The 22,950-nt window shown below is 47.8% G+C and carries 17 protein-coding genes; 7 read left to right on the forward strand and 10 right to left on the reverse strand.

Annotation, left to right across the window (positions count from 1 at the left end; genetic code table 11):
- On the forward strand, window positions 1–1,995 hold a 1,995-nt coding region (locus tag BHV83_RS11620; protein ID WP_286757545.1), incomplete at its 5' end, for an outer membrane beta-barrel family protein.
- Between the two features lie 31 nt (window positions 1,996–2,026).
- Here the strand turns inward: BHV83_RS11620 and BHV83_RS11625 are convergent.
- The 6 genes from BHV83_RS11625 to BHV83_RS11650 form a co-directional block, all read right to left on the reverse strand.
- Complete coding sequence (locus tag BHV83_RS11625; RefSeq protein ID WP_122205314.1) at window positions 2,027–2,992, reverse strand: Rossmann-fold NAD(P)-binding domain-containing protein; 966 nt, start codon at window positions 2,990–2,992, stop codon at window positions 2,027–2,029.
- 119 nt (window positions 2,993–3,111) lie between these two features.
- A complete protein-coding gene (locus tag BHV83_RS11630) occupies window positions 3,112–4,356 on the reverse strand; it encodes a glutamate-5-semialdehyde dehydrogenase (protein WP_122205315.1) in 1,245 nt (414 codons plus the stop codon).
- A gap of 19 nt (window positions 4,357–4,375) precedes the next feature.
- Window positions 4,376–5,500, reverse strand: a complete 1,125-nt coding sequence (gene proB / locus BHV83_RS11635; protein WP_122204141.1) for a glutamate 5-kinase — start codon at window positions 5,498–5,500, stop codon at window positions 4,376–4,378.
- The gene (locus BHV83_RS11640; RefSeq protein WP_005637041.1) at window positions 5,478–7,148 is read right to left on the reverse strand and encodes an AMP-binding protein; all 1,671 of its coding nucleotides are present in this window, start codon (window positions 7,146–7,148) and stop codon (window positions 5,478–5,480) included. The genes proB and BHV83_RS11640 overlap by 23 nt, the downstream gene beginning before the upstream one ends.
- A gap of 18 nt (window positions 7,149–7,166) precedes the next feature.
- Entirely contained in the window at window positions 7,167–7,721 is a 555-nt protein-coding gene (locus BHV83_RS11645; RefSeq protein ID WP_005637039.1) for a helix-turn-helix domain-containing protein, read from the reverse strand.
- A 262-nt stretch (window positions 7,722–7,983) separates the two neighbouring features.
- Entirely contained in the window at window positions 7,984–8,172 is a 189-nt protein-coding gene (locus tag BHV83_RS11650) for a ferredoxin (protein ID WP_005637036.1), read from the reverse strand.
- A 196-nt stretch (window positions 8,173–8,368) separates the two neighbouring features.
- Here BHV83_RS11650 and pruA point away from each other — a divergent pair, with 196 nt between their 5' ends.
- Window positions 8,369–10,000, forward strand: coding sequence for an L-glutamate gamma-semialdehyde dehydrogenase (gene pruA / locus BHV83_RS11655; protein ID WP_005637034.1), 1,632 nt, complete (start codon window positions 8,369–8,371; stop codon window positions 9,998–10,000).
- Between the two features lie 144 nt (window positions 10,001–10,144).
- Complete coding sequence (locus tag BHV83_RS11660; protein ID WP_005637033.1) at window positions 10,145–11,323, forward strand: proline dehydrogenase family protein; 1,179 nt, start codon at window positions 10,145–10,147, stop codon at window positions 11,321–11,323.
- A gap of 543 nt (window positions 11,324–11,866) precedes the next feature.
- Here BHV83_RS11660 and proC read toward each other — a convergent pair.
- Window positions 11,867–12,673: a pyrroline-5-carboxylate reductase gene (proC, locus tag BHV83_RS11665; protein WP_122204144.1), complete on the reverse strand. Its 807-nt coding sequence runs from the start codon at window positions 12,671–12,673 to the stop codon at window positions 11,867–11,869.
- 134 nt (window positions 12,674–12,807) lie between these two features.
- On the opposite strand from proC, the gene BHV83_RS11670 reads away from it, so the two are divergent.
- Window positions 12,808–14,025, forward strand: coding sequence for a C1 family peptidase (locus BHV83_RS11670; protein WP_005648033.1), 1,218 nt, complete (start codon window positions 12,808–12,810; stop codon window positions 14,023–14,025).
- A gap of 111 nt (window positions 14,026–14,136) precedes the next feature.
- Here the strand turns inward: BHV83_RS11670 and BHV83_RS11675 are convergent, their stop codons facing one another.
- Entirely contained in the window at window positions 14,137–14,706 is a 570-nt protein-coding gene (locus BHV83_RS11675; protein ID WP_005637025.1) for a copper resistance protein NlpE, read from the reverse strand.
- A gap of 87 nt (window positions 14,707–14,793) precedes the next feature.
- Window positions 14,794–17,103, reverse strand: a complete 2,310-nt coding sequence (locus BHV83_RS11680; protein WP_122204145.1) for a S9 family peptidase — start codon at window positions 17,101–17,103, stop codon at window positions 14,794–14,796.
- Between the two features lie 144 nt (window positions 17,104–17,247).
- Between BHV83_RS11680 and BHV83_RS11685 the strand changes: the two genes are divergently transcribed.
- The 3 genes from BHV83_RS11685 to BHV83_RS11695 all read left to right on the forward strand — a co-directional run bounded on the left by BHV83_RS11685 (window position 17,248) and on the right by BHV83_RS11695 (window position 21,522).
- A complete protein-coding gene (locus BHV83_RS11685; RefSeq protein ID WP_229040323.1) occupies window positions 17,248–18,522 on the forward strand; it encodes a hypothetical protein in 1,275 nt (424 codons plus the stop codon).
- Between the two features lie 129 nt (window positions 18,523–18,651).
- Window positions 18,652–20,940: a family 78 glycoside hydrolase catalytic domain gene (locus BHV83_RS11690; protein ID WP_195286775.1), complete on the forward strand. Its 2,289-nt coding sequence runs from the start codon at window positions 18,652–18,654 to the stop codon at window positions 20,938–20,940.
- A gap of 72 nt (window positions 20,941–21,012) precedes the next feature.
- Complete coding sequence (locus BHV83_RS11695) at window positions 21,013–21,522, forward strand: FKBP-type peptidyl-prolyl cis-trans isomerase (protein ID WP_195286774.1); 510 nt, start codon at window positions 21,013–21,015, stop codon at window positions 21,520–21,522.
- A gap of 147 nt (window positions 21,523–21,669) precedes the next feature.
- Here the strand turns inward: BHV83_RS11695 and BHV83_RS11700 are convergent, their stop codons facing one another.
- Window positions 21,670–22,797: an aspartate aminotransferase family protein gene (locus BHV83_RS11700; RefSeq protein WP_022321931.1), complete on the reverse strand. Its 1,128-nt coding sequence runs from the start codon at window positions 22,795–22,797 to the stop codon at window positions 21,670–21,672.
- Window positions 22,798–22,950: the final 153 nt, after the last annotated feature.

Below are 22,950 nucleotides of genomic sequence, written 5' to 3' on the forward strand. Positions count from 1 at the left end.
CAGGGAAAACGCTTTGGAGGCTTGACCGGTGGGGAAGTGAAACGCCTGCAGGTGGACAGCAACCTGAGTGGCCTGACGGGGACGACAGCCGACGTATTCCGCCTGCTGCCTTCCGTTGTGACCGATATCGAGGGAGGAATCACGTTCCGTGGTTCCAATAATCCCGGCTTGCTGATAAACGGAGTGCCCTACGGCTTGCTGGAAGAGTATAGCGGGGATATGCTGATCCAGCTTCCGGCACTGTTCTTCGACCGGGTGTCGATGACGTCGACTCCTTCCATCGGGCTTGTGCCGGATGGAGATGCAGGGATTCTGAACCTGTCGTCTGCTGTTTATACGGCCGCTGATTCGCCTCTGGTCCTGACGTTGGGAGCAGGATTCCAGGAACGTTATAATGCCGGTGCGATCCTGAATTTGCATCCGGGCAAGTTTCATATTGTCGGAAAATATAATTATCGCCGGGAGTTTCGTAAGCGTACGTTCAGCAAGTCGACGACGAACAAAGGGGGGACAACCGTCATGAACAATAATGCGTCCGCCCGCCCCGATGTGCATCTCGCCGATCTGAGTGTCGGATATGACCTGACGGCAAACGACCTGATCACGGTTTACGGTCTGTATAACCTGATGGATTACAGCCGCTACGGGAAGATCCATAACAATAAGCTGGTGGACGGGAATCTGCAACCGGTGATGTTCCGCCACCGTTATAACGACCAACGGCAGGAAGCCTATGCCGCAGAGGCGCGTTGGAACCATACCTTCGACAATCCGAAGGATCGTCTGGACGTCGTGTTCAATTACAATAATTTCGGGTATGACGAAGATAACGAATACAAGAACGAGAAGCCGGAAACAGGCAAGATCATTGCCGAGGATAATTACTATGTCAATCAGGACAAGAATAATTATTACCTGTCTGTCCTCTACGGCAAACTCTTTGCCGATGACTGGCATTTGCGGGTAGGATACATCGGGCGTTTCAAGGATGAGAGCTATCACGCTTACGGGAACAAACTGGCTGCCGGAGAGTGGCAGTCCGACCCGCAGAAAGAAAATGAATATAACTTTAATCGCCGTACGAATTTGTTGCTGGCTGCTTTGGAAAAGAAATGGGGTGGTTTCTGTGCCGAAGCGGGCGTACAAGGTGAACTGAACTGGCAAAAGATAGATACGCGTTATCAGACCGACGATGTGCTTGAAAAGATACCGATGGTTAAGAGCACTTCTCGTTTCCATCTCTTCCCCCGTTTGAAGTTGGGCTACCGGACGGATAAGGCCGGGGAGTTGGCTTTGAGCTATGTGCAACGCGTAATTCGTCCTTACGGCAGCTACCTGAATGTGTTCACCGACCGTAGCGACGCTACGCATGTCTGGAAGGGGAATCCTGATTTAAAAGACGAGATGATCCATTCGGTCGAGTTGTCTTATTCGTATGCTACTTCTGCTTTCCGGTTCTCACCGAGCCTGTATTACCGGAATAAGAAGAACCGCATCATGGACAAAGTCCTGGATGAAGGGGGAAACGGAACGATCTGGACAAAAGAGAATATCGGCCATAGCCAGACATTCGGTTTTGAACTGTCCGCAACCTGGCAACCGATCCGTATGCTGTCTCTCGGTTTGTCAGGCGATATCTATCGGGATGAGATCGACGGGCGCACGATCGGTTATGACCGGAAGAAGTCGATGGTCTGCGGCGATATCAAAGGCTCTGTCAACATCAGCATCACGCCGACAACGGAGTTGCAGCTCGATGGTTTTTACATCTCCGACCAGTTGACCCCGCAGGGAAAGATCAAGCACCGTTCCAGTGTCAATGCCGGTATCTCCCAATATTTCATGCACCGCAAGCTGCGTGCCAACCTGAGCATCAACAACATCTTCAACGGCCTCGAAGAAACAACGATCGTCGATACGAAAGACTTGCAAATGACCCAGGTCCGCAACCGTGACGCACAGGTGACGTGGGTGACGCTGACGTATAATCTGTGATATTTGCCAGGGGATTCTTTAGCCGGGGGGATTAATCCCCCGGCAAGAGTGAAGTCAATATCTTCTTCAGCACCGTTTGTGCTGAAATCTCGCGGTTGGCGGCTTCGGGGATCACGATGCTTTGGGGGCTTTCGATCACGTCGTCTGTCACGATCATATTGCGACGGACAGGCAGGCAGTGCATGAAGTAGGCATTGTTGGTCAACGCCATCTTTTCCGTGTCGACGGTCCAACTGCGGTCCGTGTTGAGAACCTTGCCGTAGTTGGGATCGGCATAGGCTGCCCAGTTCTTGGCGTAGATGAAGTCCGCGCCTTCGAACGCTTTCTTCTGGTCATATTCTACGCGAGCGTTGCCGACGAAGCGCGGGGCCAGTTCGTAGCCTTCCGGGTGGGTGATGACAAACTCGTAGTCCGTCGCATTCATCCATTCGGCGAAACTGTTAGGCACGGCTTGCGGCAGGGCTTTCGGATGTGGTGCCCAAGTCATGACGACTTTCGGACGGGCAGTCTTCTTATACTCCTCGATCGTGATCAGGTCGGCAAAACTCTGCAACGGATGGCGGGTAGCCGCTTCCATGCTAAATACCGGACGGCCGGAGTATTGGATGAACTGGTTCAATATCTTTTCGTTGTAATCATCTTCCTTGCTTTCGAAACGGGCGAATGAACGTATGCCGATCACGTCGCAATAGCAACCCATCACCGGAATAGCCTCCAGGAGGTGTTCGGGCTTGTCGCCATCCATGATCACGCCGCGTTCGGTTTCCAGTTTCCAGGCTCCCTGGTTCACGTCGAGCACCATCGTGTTCATGCCTAAATTCATGGCGGCCTTCTGTGTCGAGAGGCGGGTGCGGAGGCTGGAGTTGAAGAATATCATCAATAACGTCTTGTTCTTGCCCAGCCCGGTAAACTGGTAACGGTCTTTCTTAATCTCGAAAGCCTCGGCGAGTGCCTGCTTGAGGTTGCCTAAATCCTGTACACAAGTGAAGTTTCTCATATCATGTCTCATTTAAAATTGTTCTGCCTACAAAGATAAACAATGATTTCTGATTTATGGCAATACCGTTATATCTGTATTGTCAGTGTCATATGATAATACTAACACCGAGGCAGGGACTATTTTCGTATTTGTCCGTCCCCTTCGATGATATACTTGTAGGTCGTCAGTTCAGGCAACGCCATCGGGCCGCGGGCATGTAACTTCTGTGTGCTGATACCGATTTCCGCTCCGAAACCGAACTGTGCCCCGTCGGTGAAAGCCGTAGATACATTGGCGTAGACGCAGGCGGCATCGACCATTTGCTGGAAACGGCGGATGGCTTCTGTCGATTCACTGACGATGCTTTCGCTGTGTTTCGAGCTGTAGCGGGCGATATGTTGCAGGGCTTCATCCAAGGAGGAGACTGTACGGATCGCCATTTTGTAGTCTAAGAACTCGGTGCCGAAGCTGTCTGCCGTAGCCGGCTGAAGCAAAGCGGTAGGGTAGTGCCCTGAAAGAGCGGCAAAAGCGGGTTCGTCGGCATAGATAATGACGTTGCTGCCGGACAGTTTTCCACACAAATAAGGGAGGTCACCTAATCGGTCGCGATGGACGATCAGACAATCCAAAGCGTTGCAGACGCTGACGCGGCGTGTCTTGGCATTGTTGACGATCTCGCGCCCTTTTTCTTTGTCTCCATCTTTGTCAAAATAGGTATGGCAGATACCGGCTCCCGTCTCAATGACCGGTACGCGGGCATGGTCGCGGACGTAATTGATCAGTGAACTGCTGCCCCGCGGAATGATAAGGTCCACCAGGCCGACGGCGTTCAACAGCTCGGTCGTCGCCTCGCGGTCAGGCGGCAGGAGTGTACAGACAGCCGGATCGACGCCTTGTCTTGTCAGTACGTCGTGGATAATCGCCACTAAGGCACGGTTGGAACTGTCGGCATCCGAACCTCCTTTCAACACGCAGGCATTCCCGCTCTTGAAACAAAGGGAGAAAACGTCGAAGGTGACATTCGGGCGTGCTTCGTAGATGACACCGATCACGCCGAAGGGAACGGTCATTTTCCGGATCACCATGCCGTTCGGGCGTGTTGTTTCGCTTAACAGCTTCCCAAGAGGCGACGGTAGCGAGGCGATGTTCTTCATATCTCCTGCAATACCTGCGAGACGTTCTTCCGTCAGTTTCAAGCGGTCGTATTTCGGATTTGCCGGGTCCATACGCGACAAATCTTCGACATTGGCAGCCAAGACTTCGGCTTGGCGTGTCAGCAAAGCCGAAGCCGTGTCTATGAGGATGCGGTTGATGGTGGCATCGTCCAGCGTGACAAGCTGGCGCGAAGCGGCGAGGGTATGTTGCAATAATTCGTTAATCATGGTCGTATGCTTGTTGTTGTTAATCCAGATACAAATAATCGTAATGTACCAACGGTTTTTTATCCCGGCTGCCGATCAGTTCTCGTGCTTCCGTACTGTCGTAACCTGCGCATCCGACTCCTAACTGGACGCCTTCCTCGTTGATAACCTTGACGATATCGTCTTTCTCGAAGTCGCCGATGATCCGGGTGACGCCGACCAGCAGGATACTGGTCGCCTTCGGACCTAACAGTGCCTCTTCGGCCCCCCGGTTGATGTGTATCTCGCCTTTGGCGAAGCCTTCGGAGTGGGCGATCCATTTTTTTACGCTGCTGACAGGTTTGTTTGACGGGATGAAACGCGTGCAAACGGTCCGGCTGTCTTTGGCGAGCAGGTCTACCAGGATGTTGTCCTTCTTGCCGTTGGCAATGATCACCGTGATGCCTTCGTCGGCCACCTTCTGTGCAATGCTGCATTTGGTAAGCATGCCGCCACGACCGAATGACGACTTGCTGGTTTGTACATATTCCGACAGGTCTTCCTTGCTGCCGTCGATCTCGCGGATAACCGTGGAGGACGGATCGGACGGGTTGCCGTTATATATGCCGTCGATATTGCTAAGGATAATCAAAGCATCCATTCCCATCATGGTGGCGATCAGTCCGGAAAGCTCGTCATTGTCCGTGAACATCAATTCTGTAACCGATATCGTGTCGTTTTCGTTCACGATGGGAATCACTTTATTTTCGAGCATTACCTCCATACAATGTTTCTGGTTGAGGTAATGCGTGCGGCTGCCAAAGTTCTCTTTCGTGGTGAGCACCTGGCCACAGGTCATGCCATGTTCGCGGAACAGTTCGTAATACCGGTTGATCAGCTTGGCTTGCCCGACTGCGGAATACAGCTGGCGGGCAGAGACGGGATCCAGCTTTTTGCCGGCCTTTATCTCACTGCGTCCAGAAGCGACCGCACCGGAGGAAATAAGGACGACTTCCACGCCTTTCCGATGTAGTTCGGCCACCTGATCCACCAAGGCGGACATCCGGGTAATATCCAACGTGCCATCCTTGCGGGTGAGCACGTTGCTGCCTATCTTGACCGCAATACGGTTGAATTGCCAATCGATGATTGGCAATTGACCATTATTTAGTGTGTTTCTTTTCATTGTCGGTTGCTCGGATTTCGACTCGGCGTATTTTGCCGCTGATCGTCTTCGGCAGTTCGTCTACGAACTCGACGACGCGCGGGTATTTGTACGGAGCTGTCACTTTTTTGACATGGTCTTGTAATTCTTTGACCAAAGCGTCTCCGGCTTTATCCTTGTAGTCCTTTGCCAGAACGATGGTGGCTTTTACCACTTGTCCGCGGATTTCGTCTGGAACACCAGTGATGGCACATTCTACAACCGCCGGATGCGTCATCAGGGCGCTTTCTACTTCAAACGGGCCGATACGGTAGCCGGAACTTTTGATAACATCGTCGGCACGGCCCACGAACCAGAGGTAACCGTCTTCATCACGCCAGGCGACATCGCCCGTGTAATACAGGCCGTCGTGCCATGCTTCGCGTGTGCGTTCGGCATCCCGGTAATATTCCTTGAAAAGACCGATCGGTTTGCCATTTGTAGTGTGGATCACGATCTGTCCCTGTTCTCCATCTTCGGCACGGGTTCCGTCCGGGCGCAACAAGTCTACATCGTATTGCGGATTAGGGACACCCATCGATCCGGGTTTCGGTTCCATCCACGGGAAAGTGGCGACGGTCAAGGTTGTTTCCGTCTGTCCGAAACCTTCCATCAGCTTGATGCCGGTCAGTTTGTAGAACGTGTCGAATACGGCAGGGTTTAAGGCTTCGCCGGCAATGGTACAATATTGGAGGGACGACAGGTCGTATTTTGTCAGGTCTTCGCGTATCAGGAAACGGAAGATGGTAGGAGGTGCGCACAAAGATGTGATGCGGTAGTCCTGTATCATCTGTAACATATCGGCCGGTGTGAATTTCTCGTGGTCGTACACGAATACGGTTGCTCCGGCAATCCACTGTCCATACAGTTTTCCCCATACGGCTTTCCCCCAACCGGTGTCGGCAATCGTCAGGTGGAGGCTGTCTTTATGCAAGTTGTGCCAGAAACTTCCGGTCACGATATGCCCCAGCGGGTAGGTGAAATCGTGTGCCACCATCTTCGGGTTGCCGGTTGTACCGGAAGTAAAATACATCAGTGAAATGTCGTCGTTACTGTTCGGATGTTCCGGACGTACGAACGGAGCCGCGTTTTCGAGACCTTTGTGGAAGTCCTCGAAGCCTTCGGGGATTTCGGGACCTACCGAAACAACACTCTTTATAGAGGGTGAATCGGGCAGCGAGTCGATGATATGTTGGGTGATCACTTCCTCGCCCGCGCAGACGATCATCTTGATATCGGCGGCATTCGCACGATAGACGATATCTTTCTTTGTCAGCAGGTGGGTAGCCGGGATCACCACTGCTCCCAATTTATGCAACGCGATAATCGAGAACCAGAATTCATAACGGCGTTTCAGTATCAACATGACCATATCACCGTGGCCGATTCCCAGCGACTGGAAATAAGCGGCAGTCTGGTCGGTATATTTTTTCAGGTCGGCAAAGGTGAAGTCTATGTGTTCCCCTTGGTCGTTTGTCCAGCACAGCGCAATCTTATCGGGTTCTTCTTCCGCCCATGCATCTACTACGTCATATCCGAAGTTGAAGTTCTCCGGGACTTTTATCTTGAAATTCTTTATAAAATCTTCCTGCGACTCAAAGGTCGTCTTGTTTATGAATCTTTCTAACATGATGATTAAATTGTCAATTTATAGGATTATTGCCAGGAAACTGACCTTTTCTCCATCGAGTGCCTTCATTCCATGCGGCAGTTCGGAGTTGAAATAGATACTGTCGCCTTCTTCCAGTATCAGCTCTTTGTTGTTGATCTGTAATAACATGCGGCCTTTCAGTACCATATTATACTCTTGTCCGGGATGCGAGTTCAGATAAATCGGTGTCCCGTCTGGAGCCGGATGGACGGTAACCATGAACGGATCTGCTTTCCGACCGACAAACCCGGCGGCAAGCGACTGGTATTTGTATGCTTTAGTCCGTTCCACGGCAATACCTTTTCCTTTGCGAGTGATAAAGTAGCTGCTCATTTTAGGTTCATCACCGAACATAAGCGTGGTCAACTCAACCCCGTAAGCCTGTGAAATCTGATGTAATACACTTACTGAAATATCTACAGTACCGCTTTCCAGCTTCATATACTGTTCGGGAGTCAGGTTACAAACCTTGGCCATTTCTTCAGGCGTGATTTCCAATGCATCCCGAAGTCCGGCCAAACGCTCCGCAATTTGTTTTATCTGTTCGTTCATCTCCGTTGATTATTATATTTATGATGCTCCAAAGATAGGAATAAAAAGCAAAATGTCTAAGGAAAGAGGAATGTAATGTTATTTAGTTATTTTGAAAGGAAGTGCGGAAGATGTTTTTTTGTATTGGCTGCTTCCCGCTGAAGAAGTTATAGTTTCCTGCGGAGAGAACTACAGTTTCCAGCCGAGGAAACAAACGTTTCTTCCGGTAGAAAACTGTAGGTTGTTGAATAATAATTTATTAGATGCTGTATAAGAAAGCTTCTTAATCGTATTTGATGACGCTGACCGGGCAGCTTTCGGCGGCTTCTTTTATACCTTCTTCATAATCGTTGAAGTTTACTCCTTCATTTACACGTGAGCGGTCTGTAACCTGAAATACTTCGGGACAAATGCCTTCGCATGTGCCGCAAGCGATACAATCTTCTTCTATCCAAACACTCTTTATAGCCATATTTTTTACATTTAAGATGATTAATATGTTAAGATAACAGCTCTACGGCTTGAATTGTTGATGCTGGACGAGAATATCTTGGCCCCTTTGATTTAAATTTAATTTAACGCTCCTGTCTCTTATTTTAGAAAATTATTGATTATGTTTACAGCGCTGAAATAATCAGTCTTTGAACACTTAATAAATAAGAGATACTATGGACAACGCAATTTTTAGTTTCCCCAAGCCTATTAACGAGCCGGTAAAAGCATACGCTCCTGGTTCAAGTGAAAAATCATCCTTGAAAAAGGCTCTTGCGCAGCTCTCTTCTGAAGAATGGGATATACCATTGGTTATCGGAGGTAAAGAAATCCGTACAGGCAATACCGGCAAAGTCGTGATGCCGCATGATCACCACCATGTATTGGCCACTTATCATAAGGCCGGAGAGAAAGAAGTGCAGATGGCTATCGATGCAGCAATGAAGGCGCATAAGGAATGGTCTGAACTTCCTTGGGTAGAACGTGCTTCCGTCATGCTGCGTGTAGCAGAATTGCTTTCCACTAAATATCGTTATATATTGAACGCATCCGTCATGTTGGGACAAAGCAAGAATCCGTTCCAGGCAGAAATCGACGCTCCTTGCGAATTGATCGACTTCCTTCGTTTCAGTACTTTTTATGCCAGTCAGGTATATGCCGACCAGCCTTATTCGGAAACAGGTATCCTGAACCGGATGGAATATCGTGCTTTGGAAGGTTTCGTGTTTTCGCTCACGCCGTTCAACTTTACTTCCATTGCCTCTAACTTGAACATGGCGCCTGCCATGATGGGAAATGTGGCAGTCTGGAAACCGTCGACAACAGCTATCCATTCTAACTATTTCCTGATGAAAGTGTTCCGGGAAGCCGGTTTGCCCGACGGTGTTGTCAATTTTATTCCGGGGCAGGGAAGCGTGATCGGCAAAGTCATAACGGCCAGCCGTGATTTAGGCGGTTTCCATTTCACAGGTTCCACTTCAACCTTTAACACCCTTTGGCGTCAGATCGGTGAGAATTTAGGACATTATAAATCTTATCCGAAGATTGTCGGTGAAACAGGCGGCAAGAACTTCATCTTTGTCCATCCTTCTGCTCCGGCTTTGGAGGTGGCGACAGCTATTGTGCGCGGTGCGTTTGAGTATCAAGGACAGAAATGTTCGGCTGGTTCACGTGCCTATATCCCTGCTTCACTCTGGAAAGAAGTAAAGGACTATGTCGGCGATATGTTGAAAGAAATCAAAATGGGAGATGTCCAGGATTTCACGAATTTTGTCAATGCGGTTATCGATGAAGCTTCGTTCGACAATATCATGAGCTATATCGATTATGCAAAACAGTCTCCTGATGCGGAAATCGTTTTCGGTGGAAATGGAGATAAGTCCGTAGGTTACTTTGTTGAACCGACTGTCATCCGGACTACGGACCCGATGTTCAAGAGCATGGTGGAGGAGATCTTCGGTCCGGTTATCACGATCTATGTGTATGATGATAATAAATATGAAGAAACACTCGAACTCTGCGACCGTACATCTCCGTATGGTTTAACCGGTTCTATTTTTGCACGCGATCGTTATGCGATCGATATGGCATTCAATAAATTGCGTTATGCCGCGGGTAACTTCTATATCAACGACAAACCGACAGGTGCCGTCATTGCACAACAGCCGTTTGGCGGTTCGCGTGCTTCGGGTACGAATGATAAGGCCGGAGGGCCGTTGAACTTGATTCGCTGGACAAATGCCCGTTGTATCAAAGAGGCTTTGGTTCCGCCGACAAGCTATGGTTATCCGTTTCTTGGAGAAAAGTAATTAATTTTATCAATGAGCCGATAAATCAGGATGTGCCAATATGCCAATGAAAGAGTTTCTCTTATGAATTGGTGATTGGCACATTTTGTGAGACGGTATTCCTATTCATTTTAATGCGTTAACTGTCAACTAATATCAAATACCATGTTAGATTTTAATAATACCGAAATTGCTTTCTCTGCCAAATCGCAGTCTGAGCTGAAAAATGCTTATCTGCTGTTCAATACGATCAAATATCCGTGGCTGGTAAAGTGTGCCAGTGTAGTAAGTAATATTGCTTTGAATATTCATTTTCCGTTAGGATGGGCGGTCAAGCCGACTTTATACAAGCAATTTGTCGGAGGTGAAACTTTGCAGGACTGTACAAAGGCGATCGACCATCTGCGGAAATTCAATGTACGCTCCACCTTGGATTTTTCAGCCGAAGGAGAGCAAACGCCCGAAGGAATACAAGCTACTTTTGAGGAAACCATACGTTCGATTGATTTTGCAAAGGGAAATGATAATCTGGCTTATGCCGTATTCAAACCGTCCACCATCATAACGGACGAACTTCTCGCTAAGGTATCCGAAAAGCAAGAGGAATTGACCATCGAAGAAGTAAAAGCTTACCGGGAGTTCAAGGAACGCTTTATGGCTTTTTGCCAGCGTGCCTACGACAATGACGTACGCTTGATTGTGGATGCTGAAGACTATTGTTTTCAGGATGCCATCGACTCTTTGACCGATGAGGCCATGCGCAGGTATAATAAGAAACGTGCGATCGTATTTGCTACTTTGCAAATGTACCGCCATGACCGTATGCCGTATTTACGCCGTATTTTGGACGATGCGAAAGAAAAAGGATATATTGCCGGTGTGAAATTCGTACGTGGCGCCTATATGGAAGCCGAGCGTGCCAGGGCAGCTGCTTTAGGATATCCCGATCCGATCTGTAAGGATAAGCAGGCAACGGACGAGAACTTCGACGAGGCTGTCCGCTTCACAATGGATCATCTCGACTGTTTCGAAATGTTTATGGGGACGCATAATGAAGAGAGCAACTATAAATTGGCCAAGCTGATAGATGAAAAAGGCTTAAAGCGCGATGATCCCCGTATCTTCTTCGCGCAACTGTTAGGTATGAGTGACAATATTTCTTTCAACCTGGCTCATGAAGGTTATAACGTAACCAAATATGTACCGTATGCAAAAGTGCGGGATGTTTTGCCATACCTGATCCGCCGTGCCGAGGAAAACACTTCGGTTGCCGGGCAAACCAGCCGTGAACTTCGTATGCTGAAAGCAGAATTGGATCGCCGGAAAGCGGTCCGTGCTTTCTGATCGGATTTGAACTTTATCCGTTACTATTCTTTCAAGAGAAAAGTAACGGATAAATCGGCATTTGTGGTTCAAATTTGTCAACACTATAATGGATTTTAAAAAAACAACTATCATACCATCATGTTTCTTGTGTACAACTTGAATATCATGATATATAGATATGATAGTTTCCTTTTTAACTATCATGCAACTATCATAAATCAGTTGTTTAACCATCATTTTAGCCGTTTTACCCGAAACAGATACACTCCAAAAGTGTTAAAATTTCAGGAAAGCATAAGCCTTTTTTGCCGAAACACGTTACTTTTTTGTAAGAAAGACGTTAGATTTTTTCCTCAAAATGCCCGTATCAGGGCCGTTTACACCTCCATCTGAGCGGTCTTGAGATCCGGGTCTGTAGATGTCTGACACCCGGGTCTCGACAAAAAAATGTAACTATATTGCTGAAAATATGCTATATGTTACATGTGAAAAAGTTATTGTATTCATGATGGTATGGCAGTTGTTTTCGCAATCAATAACACGTTTGCAGAATAAAAATCATCATTTGCTTGCCTTCAATCCCCGAATGACGGAAGAGGTGAAGCCGGAGAGTTCCATTTCGTTCAATCCCTTGATGGTGATACCTCCCGGAGTTGTTACCTTATCGATTTCCGTTTCAGGATTGCTTTTGTTTTCCAATAAGAGGTCGACAGCTCCTTTCACCGTATGGACAACGATTTCCTGTGCCTGCTTCGGGTAAAAACCTAATTCGACACCGCCTTCGATGGCTGCGCGGATATAGCGCAAGGCGAATGCGATCCCGCTGGAAGCCAAAGCGGTTCCGGCAGACATCAGGCGTTCTTCGACCAACATCGCGTTTCCCAATTCGTTGAAGATATTAATGATTAAGTCCGTTTGCTCTTTGGAAGCATTACGGGCTGCTACGAAAGTCATACTGCTAAGCACTTCGATTGCCGTATTCGGCATGATACGGAAAATAGTCGGGGTTGTCAGGCAATCGTCGAACCCCGTGTTTTTGGTCAGATAGGTGTTCAGCAGATCGAATGTGATACCTGCGGCAACGGAAACGATTATCTGTTTGTCATAGTCGAGTATGCCTTTGATCTGGTCGATAATTTCTTCTACGCGCCACGGTTTTACGGCAATGACGATGATGTCGGCGCCTTTGACCGCTTCTACATTGTCCAGCGAGAGGACGAAATCAGGATTCGTATTCCTTATTTTCTCCAGAGTCGTATCTGATTGTGCCGTGCAAGTGATATCCGATGCTTTAAACATATGACCTTTTGCTAATCCTCGTGCTATGGCACCGCCGATATTTCCGGCGCCGATAATTGTGATCTTCATGTTTTCTTTATATTATAGTTATTATGTCTGACAAAGATACAGTTTAAATTGTCAATTGTCCATTGCCCATTGTCAATTTAATCGTATCTTTGCCCTTCAAAATTAATCTAATAACATAATATAAATAGATTTACATGAAAAAGACAATTATTGCGGTTGGTATGCTGTTCGCCATGACGATGTCTGCAACAATCCATGCACAAGAATCAGGGAAGAAGGAAAATGAAGAAGGGTTTGTTTTTACGACAGTGAAGGAGAATCCGATCACTTCGATTAAGAACCAGAATCGAGCCGGAACTTGTTGGTGTTATTCGACAATGGCATTCCTGGAATCTGAATTGCTTCGTATGGGAAAGGGTGAATATGATTTATCCGAAATGTTTACGGTTTACAATACTTATCTGGATCGTGCGGATGCAGCTGTGCGTACTCACGGGGACGTTTCCTTTTCACAAGGCGGTTCTTTCTATGACGTGATTTATGGAATGGAGGCTTTTGGCCTGGTTCCGGAAGAAGAAATGCGTCCGGGTGTGATGTATGGCGATACGTTGAGCAACCATACCGAACTTTCCGCCCTTGCAGATGCAATGGTCGCAGCTGTAGCCAAAGGCAAACTGCGTAAATTGCAATCAGATGAGAATAACGCCATGTTGTGGAAAAAAGCGGTTGCTGCCGTTCACGAAATTTATTTGGGCAAGGCTCCAGAGAAATTTACTTATAAAGGTAAAGAATATACTCCGCAGTCTTTCTATAAGTCAACCGGTTTGAATCCTTCCGACTATGTGTCTTTGACATCTTATACACATCGTCCGTTCTATACCCAATTCCCGATCGAAGTCCAGGATAACTGGCGTCATGGATTGTCTTACAACTTGCCTATCGACGAATTGATGGAAGTGTTCGACAATGCTATCAATACCGGCTATACGATTGCCTGGGGTTCTGACGTGAGCGAATCCGGCTTTACCCGTGATGGTGTAGCCGTTATGCCTGACAATGACAAGGTTCAGGAGTTGAGTGGCTCCGATATGGCTCATTGGCTGAAATTGAAACCGGAAGAAAAGAAACTGAATACAAAACCTCAACCACAGAAATGGTGCACGCAGGAAGAACGCCAGTTGGCTTATGACAACTACGAAACGACTGATGACCACGGTATGCAGATCTATGGTATCGCTAAAGACCAGGAAGGCAATGAATACTACATGGTGAAGAACTCTTGGGGTACTTCCAATAAGTATGAAGGCATTTGGTATGCATCCAAGGCATTTGTCCGTTACAAGACTATGAACATCGTTGTTCACAAAGATGCACTTCCTAAAGCGATCAAAGCGAAATTAGGAATCAAATGATTTATCCCTATTGCTATTCCAATTTACAAATCATAAACAGAAAAGAGGCCTCCAGGAATCGGAGTGCCTCTTTTCTGTTTATATAAAAGATGTGCTGTGAAGATGTATCGATTATTGTACGAGCTTTAGCGTGTAATTAAGGTCGGAGGCGGCTTTTTGTAATTCTTGGTTCAGCATGGTCAGGCTATCCCCTTCTGCCTGGAAATAAAATACCATGCTGCCATCACTTGGGATCAGTTCATATATGACTGCGCTTGCATCAGCAGGAGTTCCTTTTTTCACTTGGCGTTTACCGGTAGAAGTGAATGTCTGGTCTTTGCCGTTTTCGGCTTCCAGATAAGTGGCGTCCAATTCATAAACGCCGTCATCGCTATCTTGCTGATAGAACAATGTCAGGTCGTAAACGATACCAGGTCCATCGGCGGCAGGAATAGTCCCTTTATATTTTTTTTGTACGACTGCCCCCTTTTTCGGATCCAGTTTCAAGGAGTCGCGCATATTGACCGGCTTTGCCGGTTTAGCTTTTACAACTGGTAGCTCCGGCAGAGAAGGAGCATCGGGAGCCGCTTCGGCGACGGCAATACTTTCTTCTTCAACTAACACGGGAGTGTCTTTTGCTGCCTTCCCGTTACATGCAGCCAAAAATGCCAGTGCTGCTACTGCGATAAAATACTTTTTCATTTTGTACTTTTTATTTAGAGATTTAGTGACTTTTGGAGATATAACAAAAGACCCCCTGCCTTTTGTTTTTGCAGAGGGTCTTTTTAACTATCTACCGCCGGCGGGCAGATGGTCCAGCCAGTATTTGGCCATCGTCATTCGTAAGTGCAGGGTTGTGCCAGGACGTTCGTAAATGCCGTGGCTGCGCATCGGATAGCTTACTTGGCTGAACATCTTGCCATGTTTCACCAGCTCGTCGACCAGCATCTCGCAGTTCTGATAGTGGACGTTATCGTCGCCAGTACCGTGTATCAGGAGCAGGTTCCCTTTCAGTCCGGATGCGTATGTGATAGGAGAACCTTTTCGGTAACCTTCCGGATTGTTTTGAGGTGTGTTCATGTACCGTTCCTGATAAATCGTGTCGTAGGTGCGTTGGTCGGCAACGAAAGCGATGGCGATACCCGTATGGAAGACGTCCGGATAACGGAACATAGAGTTCAGTGTCTGGCTTCCGCCGCCGCTCCATCCGGTAATGCCGATACGGTTCGCGTCGATAAACGGGTAACGGCGTGCCATATCTTGGATGCCTCGTGCCTGGTCTTCGGATGCGAACGTGCCGACCTCGCCATAGATGCATTTACGCCATTCGCGGCCGCGCGGAGTGTTGGCTCCTCGGTTGTCGATGCTGACAACGATATATCCGAGGTTGGCGACATATTGGTTCCAGAGATCACCACCGCTCCATACATCCTGTACGGTCGAACTGGCCGGTTCGCCATAGACCTCTATGATGACGGGGTATTTCTTTGTCGGATCGAAGTTGACCGGTTTGATCATCCAAGCATCCAGTTCGAGATTGCCGGAGGTCACTTTGACAAACTCTTTCGGGTTCAGCCCCAGCGCAGCATATTGTTCGCGTGCCTTTGCATTGTCCTCTATCATCCTTACAGACTGATGCTTGGGGAAGGAAACCATGTCGATCATTGAAGGGGTTGCCGCATTGCTATAGGTATGGACCGCCCATTTTCCGGTAGGCGACATATTATAACGATGCTGTCCCGGCTGTCCTGCCGGACTGAGCCGTTTCACTTCTCCTTTTCCGAAAAGTTCGGCACTGTAGAGATAACGTTGGGTATAGTTTTCCGGTGAAGCGATAAAATATACCAGTCCCTTCTGAAGATCCGTCCCGACCGGCGATATATAGTCGAAGTCGCCTTTCGTAACCGGCTGTATCTCCTTCCCGTCCCGGCTGATGCGATAGAGGTGGCGCCATCCGTTGCGTTCGCTCTCCCAGGTGAACCAAGTATTGTCCTTCAGCCATTGGATATTGTCGTTCGTGTCCAGCCATGCTGCATCTGTGTCGGTGAAGATATTTTGAGGTGTAGGGCTACCGATGCGGGCGATCCATACTTTGTTCGTGTTCTGAGGACGGTTCATCTGTTGGATGAACAGTTCGTTGCTTCCGGGGATAAACTCCATACGGGGAATGTAGTTGTTTCGCGGATCGCCGGGAATCTCTATCCAGGTTGTCGCTCCCCCGGCTGCCGGAAGATAGCCCACTTTGACTGCCGAGTTCGTGCTGCCTGCCTTCGGATAAGGGAAATGCAAGATGGTCGGGTAGATGGAATCCACATTATTGATGATGTCGAACACCCCCGTTCCTTTTGTGTCGCTTTGCCAGTAGGCGATATATTGTCCGTCCGGACTCCATCGGAAACCGTCGCGGCAGGCGAATTCTTCTTCATACACCCAGTCGAATGTACCGTTCACGATCGTCTGGCTCCCGTCATGGGTCAGCTGAGTGATCTGGCCGGAAGCGACATCTTCTACATATATATTATTGTTCGAAACGAAAGCCACACGTGTTCCGTCAGGCGAGAATTTTGCAAACATCATCGATGATTCGGGCAGTCCCTTCCCCAATTGGCGCAAAGTCCCGTCTTTCAGAGTCAGTACCCAGTAGTCACCCCTCGTGTCGTAACGCCATACCCGTTTTGTATTGTTATAGATTAAGACCTTCCCGTTGTCGGTGCTCCAAGAGATGCTGCGGATGGCAATTGGCTTCCCGGTTTCTTTGTTGATAAACATGGAAGAGGGAATGATGACTTCCCTCCGGTTGTCTTTGGCGCGGTAGGCGACAATGTCCATACCGCCTGTTTCAGCGTTTGGTTCCATCCGGCTGTATCGCTCGCCATCCTTCATCCATGTCATGGCGCCGATTCCTTTTGTCTGTATGAGCCGTCCGCCTATGATTTCTTCGAGGTGGAGTTTGCCCTTTGTGGCGGTCGTTTCGCCTTTCGCAAACGGATCGCCGTCTGTCTCTGTCCGGTTTTCCCACGGCATGATTACCTGTGCCATGCTTGCATTTCCGGCCAACAGGATGCATGCTACCGGAATAATGAGTTTGTTTAGTTTCATGTATATTGGTTTTTCTATGATTATTAGTGTGCAAAGAACGGAATGTTTTATAAGATAAGCAAAGGAAATGAAAAAAGTAAGTGGATGTTTTTAATAAATTGTTAAATTGCAGAACTTTTGATGAAAAAACAAAAAACGGTGATTATGTTAGAAGATATAAAAGAAAATATGTTGGGAGAAAAGCATGAATCTCTTTTGGATGAGAACAAAATGCTTCGTGAATTATTGAAGTCTGCGTTGGATGAAAATAAGAAATTTTGTGAGGATCTGGAATTAAAGCAGAAAGAAGTGGATTCTTACAAAAAAATGAATATTGAAGGGAAAGAAGAATATGGTAACTTAAGAAAGTTATATGATGGAGCGAAGGCAGAAAGAAATGAGTATTTTCGCATGTATTCGGAGCTCCTCAATGAAAATAAGGATTTGAAGAAGTCTTATGAGAATTTTGTGAAAGCGAAGAACGCTCAATATTTAAGGAAAAGAAAAACTTCATCTCAGAAGGATGTAGACACTTTGAACCTGAAGTTGGAGAAAGCAAGGGCGTGTATTTCCGATTTGGAAGCAAAGAACGAGTCTTTTTATCAAGAGAGCATTCACCTTAAGAAGCGGCTTGACGTTTATTACTCCTTGCATGAAGGCAAAAACGATGTTTTCGATACCGTGACTGGCATTGTCGATGAACTTGAGAAAGCGTTCCGGGTCACTTTCGAATTTACCGAGCCAAGCCTGAAAGGCATGGCGGAGTTGTTTAGGAAAGAAAAGGCTAAAATGGAATACCAGTATGCTAATATCGAGTACGTGGATAAAATGTTTGACAAGATAATGAAAGCAGAGAAGAGCTTAAAGGAAAAAGAAGAAAAGTTTGAAACGAATAAAAAAATGGTAGAAGAACTTTATCCCCGATTCTACTATTTGATAAAGAATAAGAAATTAGTCTTAGAGCAGATCTCTAATTTGAAAAGATGGGAGGAAGAACTGAAAGATAATAAAATAAAGGATGCCTATGAAAGGCTGATGGAACAGGAATTCGAATACGAGCGGCGGAAAAGTCGGTTGCAGGAGAATGAGGCGTTGTTGAAACGTGAAGAGAGATGGTTGCATAGTGAGCTGGTTGGAATGAACAAGCAGAGAGATGAATTGATAAATGAAAATATCGAAATCCAGCGTCAACTCTATGCCGAGATCGAAAAGAACGAACAGGTCCTCTTCATCATCCGCTCTTTGAACAGCATGAACCCTTTATATGAAAAAATAACGAAGGAGCTGGTCGCTTCTGTTCGCGGTGAGAAAACCCGTCACATCGTTACCTCTTTCCTGAAGGGGGAAAGTATCTACGAGATTGCACAAAGAGAAGGTAAATCTGCCACTTCTGTACGTCGGATGGTTCTTTTGTCCCTAATGGTCAAAACGAGGAAATAGCTTGTGCAGCATTTATAAGCCAGCCTGTTTTTTGTGCATTTTTCAAAAGAAAAATGTCAGATATATGAGGGGATGAATCTCTTACTCGCTCTATCTTTATCCCCGAATTACGAAAAAAAGAAAAATACCATGAGTACATTACTGAACCGCCTTACCTTATTAGTCTCTTTCGCCTTTTCGGCTCTTTGCCTGCAGGCTGCCGACAAGAAACCTTTTGGGCTGATGACTGACCTGATTGAACATACCGGGCAGACGTGGCAGAACGGATACGCGTCGAATCTTCCGGTCTGGCAGCTCGAAGAGGCGATCGAACCGTTGCAATATGCCGCCATCCGTTCATCACATCCCGCCTTTTCCTGGATCGTACCGGGCGAAACCGGAGGAACACGACAAACCGCTTATCGCGTGATCGTGGCCGATAACCGTGAAGATGCTGCTTCTGGAAGAGGTAATCTGTGGGACAGCGGGGTGGTCGGGAGCGATCGGTCCGTAGCTGTCCGTTACGCCGGTGAAGCATTGAAACCGGGTAAATCCTATTTCTGGCGGGTAAAGACGGTGACCAATACCGAGGGGGAAAGCGAATGGTCCGAAGTGAAGGCTTTTCGCACTGCTGACCGCCTGTCCGAATATGAAACAGCCTACTACCCACAGGTGAAGACGATGGAGTTTCCGGTCGGAATAACGGAAATCCGTCCCGGTACGTGCCTTGTCGACTTCGGGAAAGATGCTTTCGGGCAGTTGGTGCTGACGTTGGCATCCGATGGTACGCGCGATTCGGTGGTCGTGCATTTAGGGGAATGTCTCGAAGGAGGACGCATCCTGCGTGATCCGGGTAAATCGACAATTCGTTATCACCGCTATCCGTTGGCTTTGTTGAAGGGGACGAACACATACCGGATCAAGATCAAGAAAGATAAACGGAATACCGGATCGGCTGCCGTGTTGATACCGGAATATGTGGGCGAAGTCGTCCCTTTCCGCTATTGCGAGATCGAAGGGTATGAGGCGCCTCTCACACCTGCATCGGTTGTCCGCGAGACGGTGCATTATCCGTTTGATGAGACGGCTTCTTCTTTCCGTTGTTCTAACGATACGTTGAATCAGATCTGGGATCTCTGCAAATATTCTGTCCGGGCCACTTCATTCTCCGGGATTTATGTAGATGGCGACCGCGAACGTATTCCTTATGAGGCGGATGCCCTGATCAACCAGCTTTGCCACTATGGGGTGGATCGTGAATATGCGATTGCCCGTCGCTCGCATGAATACCTGCTGCAATATCCGACATGGCCGACCGAATGGATCTTGCAGGCGTTGTCGATAGCCTGGTACGATTATCTGTATACGGGCGATAGCCGTTCGCTCGAATCCAGTTACGAATTGCTGAAACCGCGTATCTTGATGGCTCTCCGCGAGAAGAACGGGTTGATCAGCACGACGACCGGATTGCAGACGGACGATTTCCTTCGTTCCATCCGTTTTAAGGGGCAGATACGGGATATTGTGGACTGGCCGCATACCGGAATACTCGGTTTGGGAAAGAAGCAAGGAGGAGAAGACGACGGATTTGCTTTTACCGATTATAATGTAGTGACGAACGCCTGGCATTACGCGGCTTTGAAGCAGATGGAAGGTATTGCCGGTGCATTGGATAAGCAGGATGATGTCGCTTTTTATGCATCCGAATCGGACGCTTTCAAAAAACGGTTCATCCGTTCGTTCTTTGATGTTCGCAAGGGGTATTTCACGGATGGTCTTGCTGCCGACACCGACCATGCTTCCCTACATGGCAATATGTTCCCGTTGGCGTTCGATCTGGTTCCGGCCGGAAAGAAGCAAAATGTCGTCGATTTTATCCAAACCCGCGGGATGGCTTGCAGCGTCTATGGCTCGCAATTCCTGATGGACGCCCTCTATGAAGCGAATGATGCCGAATATGCTTTGCATATGTTGACCAAGACGGACGACCGCAGTTGGTATAATATGATCCGTGTCGGCTCGACTATCTCGCTTGAAGCCTGGGACAACAAGTACAAGCCAAACCAAGACTGGAACCATGCCTGGGGAGCGGCTCCTGCCAATATCATCCCGCGTCGCCTGATGGGAGTGGAGCCTCTTACGCCCGGTTTCGGCACTGCCCGTATCAAACCGCAGCTTGCTTCGCTCGAATGGGCGGAGGCAACGATTCCGACGATCCGGGGGGCGATCCGTATGGAGGTGGAGAATAAGGCGGACGCCTATATTCTGAAGGTGACGATTCCTGCCAATATGGATGCCGAAGTGTATCTTCCGCTCCCGTCCGGCAAATACACCGTGACGAATAATGGTGCTCCGGTGAAAGTTTCCCGCGTGAAGGGCGAGCCATTCCTTTATGCCGGGAAGATCGGTTCCGGCAGCTATACTTTTGTGGTGAATTGACCGTCCCGTTTGTACCGTATTGCTTTGTATGCTATCTTTGCGCCTTCAAAACAATAAAAGACTGAAGAACAAATGAAGAGATCTATTTATGCCGTAATCAGCTTGATAATGATGGTGATGGCAGTCGGGTTTACCGCCTGTGGGGATGATGACAAAGGCTTCTCTGCCGAACAGATTGCCTATTTCGAGAAGAACCTTGAGTTCATCCGCGAAAAGAAAGTATTGAAGGGAGACGATGGGGAGCTGCTTTACAAGCAAATCGTTTTAGGCGGTGACACCGCCTTGTATCGTGTTTTGGGTAAGGAAGGAGAGGAAACGCAATGCCCGACGAGCCAGACTCCTGTAACAATGATCTTGAAAGGTGATTTTATCAGCGGCCAGAATTTCCAGAAGGAGATGACGATGACGCTTACTCCTGCTGGCGTCGTACCGGGGTTGGGAGCAATATTGTTGAATAATACTATTGGCGAACGGGTTGAGGCGATTATCCCAGCTAACTTGGGATATGGCTATTATGATTACAGAGGGGTTCCTGCTGGTTCAACCTTGATCTTCACCTATACGATAGAGAAGTTCAATTGATTGGATGAAGAATGTAACTGCTGATTTATCAGTTATTGTCCTCCCAAAAAATCAAAGATCCACCAACCGGAAGCTCCGATGGTGGATCTTATTTATATAAAGAAACAATTAAGCTGTATAGCGATGGTTGGCAAACCGTCTTCTTTTTTAAGCATTCAGCACCTTGCGGAATCGTACGATGAATTCCTTTGCCTCGTCCATGCTCAGACAGAGTGGCGGCAACAGACGGATCGTGTTGGTTCCGGCTACTCCCGTAAATACCTTCTCTTCGAACAGCAACTTGCTGCGTACTTCCTTGATCGATTCTTCGAACTCGATACCGATCATCAGACCACGTCCGCGAATCTCTTTAATTCCCGGTAGCTTATGCAATTCATCCAACAGGTAAGCTCCTACTTCCCGCGCATTGTCGATCAGCTTTTCATCTTCCATGATCTCCAGTACGGCAATGGCGGCTGCACAAGCTAAATGATTGCCTCCGAAAGTTGTGCCTAACATCCCGTATACCGGTTTGAACATCGGGCTGATCAGCAATCCGCTCATAGGGAAACCGTTGCCGATACCTTTTGCCACCGAAATCAGGTCCGGTTTGATTCCGGCATACTGGTGGGCGAAGAACTTACCGCTGCGTCCGTATCCCGACTGGATTTCATCAAGAATCAGGCAGGCTTCATATTTCGTACACAAGGCGCGCAGTTCCTGCATAAAGGAATCGGTTGGCAACTGGATGCCGCCCACGCCTTGAATACCTTCGATAATAACCGAAGAAACGTCCCCCTTCTGCAATTCGGCTTCTACTGCTGTCGCGTCATTCAGAGGTAGATAGGTTACGGCGAGATCCTCATTTACCGGAGCGATGATTTTCGGATTGTCTGTCACGCGTACGGCAGCAGACGTACGTCCGTGGAAGGCATGTTTGAAAGCAATCACACGTTTCTTTCCGTTGTGGAAAGAGGCTAATTTCAAAGCATTTTCATTGGCTTCGGCTCCTGAGTTGATCAAGAAGAGCGAATAGTCGTCATAACCGGATGCCTTACCCAATTTGTCTGCCAATTTCTGTTGGAGACTGTTGATGACGGAGTTGGAATAGAATCCTAACTTGTTTACTTGTTCGGTGATAGCCTTTACATAAGTAGGATGGCTATGGCCGACCGAGATTACGGCATGTCCGCCATACAGGTCGAGGTATTCGTTTCCCTCTGTATCCCATACATGACATCCCTTGCCTTTGACAATCTCTATATTGAATAATGGATATACGTCGAATAGATTCATAATGTAAAAATGTTTATAAATGATGATTTATCGGTTACTTTTGGATCAAGCCTTAACCGTCCGGTCTACTCCGGTTCTCTCTTTTGCCGTCTGCTGAAGCAGACGGCAAAAGAGAATCTGCGACATAAAGAGCAGCTTAGCCTGTTTGCTCAC

It is taken from the genome of Parabacteroides sp. merdae-related_45_40 (assembly GCF_001915675.1).

What these genes read in the sequence shown, in the direction of transcription:
- BHV83_RS11630 (WP_122205315.1), bottom strand. Translation starts at nt 4,356, where the DNA reads ATGATTAACGAATTATTGCAACATACCCTCGCCGCTTCGCGCCAGCTT.
- BHV83_RS11625 (WP_122205314.1), bottom strand. Translation starts at nt 2,992, where the DNA reads ATGAGAAACTTCACTTGTGTACAGGATTTAGGCAACCTCAAGCAGGCA.
- BHV83_RS11640 (WP_005637041.1), bottom strand. Translation starts at nt 7,148, where the DNA reads ATGTTAGAAAGATTCATAAACAAGACGACCTTTGAGTCGCAGGAAGAT.
- BHV83_RS11690 (WP_195286775.1), top strand. Translation starts at nt 18,652, where the DNA reads ATGAGTACATTACTGAACCGCCTTACCTTATTAGTCTCTTTCGCCTTT.
- BHV83_RS11660 (WP_005637033.1), top strand. Translation starts at nt 10,145, where the DNA reads ATGTTAGATTTTAATAATACCGAAATTGCTTTCTCTGCCAAATCGCAG.
- BHV83_RS11685 (WP_229040323.1), top strand. Translation starts at nt 17,248, where the DNA reads ATGTTAGAAGATATAAAAGAAAATATGTTGGGAGAAAAGCATGAATCT.
- BHV83_RS11645 (WP_005637039.1), bottom strand. Translation starts at nt 7,721, where the DNA reads ATGAACGAACAGATAAAACAAATTGCGGAGCGTTTGGCCGGACTTCGG.
- BHV83_RS11680 (WP_122204145.1), bottom strand. Translation starts at nt 17,103, where the DNA reads ATGAAACTAAACAAACTCATTATTCCGGTAGCATGCATCCTGTTGGCC.
- proB (WP_122204141.1), bottom strand. Translation starts at nt 5,500, where the DNA reads ATGAAAAGAAACACACTAAATAATGGTCAATTGCCAATCATCGATTGG.
- proC (WP_122204144.1), bottom strand. Translation starts at nt 12,673, where the DNA reads ATGAAGATCACAATTATCGGCGCCGGAAATATCGGCGGTGCCATAGCA.
- BHV83_RS11675 (WP_005637025.1), bottom strand. Translation starts at nt 14,706, where the DNA reads ATGAAAAAGTATTTTATCGCAGTAGCAGCACTGGCATTTTTGGCTGCA.
- BHV83_RS11670 (WP_005648033.1), top strand. Translation starts at nt 12,808, where the DNA reads ATGAAAAAGACAATTATTGCGGTTGGTATGCTGTTCGCCATGACGATG.
- BHV83_RS11695 (WP_195286774.1), top strand. Translation starts at nt 21,013, where the DNA reads ATGAAGAGATCTATTTATGCCGTAATCAGCTTGATAATGATGGTGATG.
- BHV83_RS11650 (WP_005637036.1), bottom strand. Translation starts at nt 8,172, where the DNA reads ATGGCTATAAAGAGTGTTTGGATAGAAGAAGATTGTATCGCTTGCGGC.
- BHV83_RS11700 (WP_022321931.1), bottom strand. Translation starts at nt 22,797, where the DNA reads ATGAATCTATTCGACGTATATCCATTATTCAATATAGAGATTGTCAAA.
- pruA (WP_005637034.1), top strand. Translation starts at nt 8,369, where the DNA reads ATGGACAACGCAATTTTTAGTTTCCCCAAGCCTATTAACGAGCCGGTA.